Consider the following 1889-nt stretch of genomic DNA (forward strand, 5'->3'; position numbering starts at 1 on the left):
ACCTACAGTCGCAGCAATAGCCGTGATCACTACCGCAGCCCCAAAGGTAAGTTGAGAGCCTTGAATCAGCCGAGAAAGAATATCTCGACCTAAATCGTCGGTCCCTAGAAAGTACTCAACGGTCCCTGATGGGTTCCATGAAGGAGGAATAAGAAGCTGTGTCGATTGTGCTTGCGGATCATGAGGTGTGATCAAGGGTGAAGCTAGTGTAATCAAAATAATGATAACCAGGCACCACAAACCGAACATTGCAAGGCTGTTAGAGCGAAAACTTCGCCAGAACCGTTGGAACTGAGTCGGGATATGCTCTTCTTGATAAATGTTATTTGTTAGCATACCAACCCTTTCTCTCCAATGGGTTAACCATTGCACCAATTAAGTCTGAAATAATATTTGCGGTTAACACAAACGTCGCGACCACCATAACACCGGCCTGTATAGACGTATAATCTTGATTGGATAATGCATCAAGTAACCATCGGCCGATTCCTGGCCAGTTAAAAATGGTCTCGGTAATAATCGCCAGGGTGAGCATACTAGAGAGTTGGACACCAATTTTTGGGATGATGGGCGGAATGGCGTTTCTCATTACGTGCTGGGTAATGATCTCAAGAGTCGTGAGACCTCTTATTCGAGCCGCTCGAATGTAATTTTGTGTCATGACTTCTGCAACAGACGTTCTCATCAATCGAATAACTTGCGTGGTGGGTGCCAATGCCAATACCAAGCAGGGTAATATTAAGTGTTCTAAAACACTTTGAACGGTATGAGCCCGATACTTTCCTTCCGTAAAGAAGGCATCGATCAACGCAAACCCAGTCACGTGCTCTACCTGGTAAAGAAAATCGTACCGACCCGCAATAGGTAATACTTGATATTCTAAAGAAAACACCATGATCAATAGTAATGCGACCCAAAAAATGGGAGCAGAATAACCCGTCATTGAGGTGAACGAGATAATGCTATCGATCCACTTTCCTTGTTTCATTCCTGCTAGCGTACCGAGTGGAATACCGACAAACATTGAGATGATGAAAGCGATCAAACATAATTCAATGGTCGCAGGGAAAACGATGATGAGCTCATCAATGATAGGTACTCCATTATTATTGACCCCAAAGTTAAGCTGAGAAAGCTCGACAAGATAGCTTAACCAGCCACTCCAGAAATCAAGATGTGCCCACGGAGATAGGGCGTCAAGGCGAACAATATTGAATCCAATGAGCGTAAGCAGCAATAGAGTAATAAAAAACAGATTCAGACGACGAAGCGTATATAAAAACATTACTGACTCCGTTCTACTAAGTTAAATGGGGGCAAATTAAAGGGATTGAATTCTATCCCTTTCAGTGAATTATGGTAAACCTGAAATTGTCTGCCATGGGCAAGTGGAATGACTGGGAATTCATCATTCAAGATATTCTGGGCCTGATAATATAAATTGGTACGATAACGAGGCTTGTCGACTTCCAGTGCTAAATCGAGTAGAAAATCAAAATCTGAGTTACACCACATCGAGATATTAAGCCCCGCTCTTTCAGAATCACAGGAGAGCAGAGGCCTAAAGAAATTGTCTGGGTCCCCAGTCGCACCAAGCCAACCGGTTAAAAATAAGTCGATATTATCCCTGTTGTTTGCGTCGCTACGACTTAATCTGTCCTCAGTAATAAGATGAAGTGTGATTCCAATATCAGCAAAATTAGCTTGGATTAGCTCGGCAGTTTTGCGAGGGCTCGGGTTGTACGCTTTGCTTTCTAAAGGGATAGACATGGTTAATTCTAAATCAGAGTCATAGCCAGCTTCTCGTAATAAGGCGATCGCGTAATTCCGGTCGTACCGGATTTGTACTTGGTCTTTCTGATACGCCCATGACGTTGGCGGCAGAAGTG

The 1889-nt window shown here is 43.6% G+C and carries 2 protein-coding genes and 1 pseudogene; all 3 read right to left on the reverse strand.

Going from position 1 to position 1889, the window contains the following annotated elements; translation table 11 throughout:
* Window positions 1-336: pseudogene (locus tag ACP45E_RS02430) on the reverse strand (peptide ABC transporter permease); the annotation flags it as partial.
* The gene (locus ACP45E_RS02435) at window positions 323-1285 is read right to left on the reverse strand and encodes an ABC transporter permease (RefSeq protein WP_017037931.1); all 963 of its coding nucleotides are present in this window, start codon (window positions 1283-1285) and stop codon (window positions 323-325) included. The pseudogene ACP45E_RS02430 and the gene ACP45E_RS02435, both read right to left, overlap by 14 nt.
* A partial coding sequence (locus ACP45E_RS02440; protein WP_241824250.1) for an ABC transporter substrate-binding protein occupies window positions 1285-1889 on the reverse strand: 605 nt, incomplete at its 5' end. The genes ACP45E_RS02435 and ACP45E_RS02440, both read right to left, overlap by 1 nt.

This window comes from Vibrio genomosp. F10 str. 9ZD137 (assembly GCF_049974785.1).
GTDB lineage: Bacteria > Pseudomonadota > Gammaproteobacteria > Enterobacterales > Vibrionaceae > Vibrio.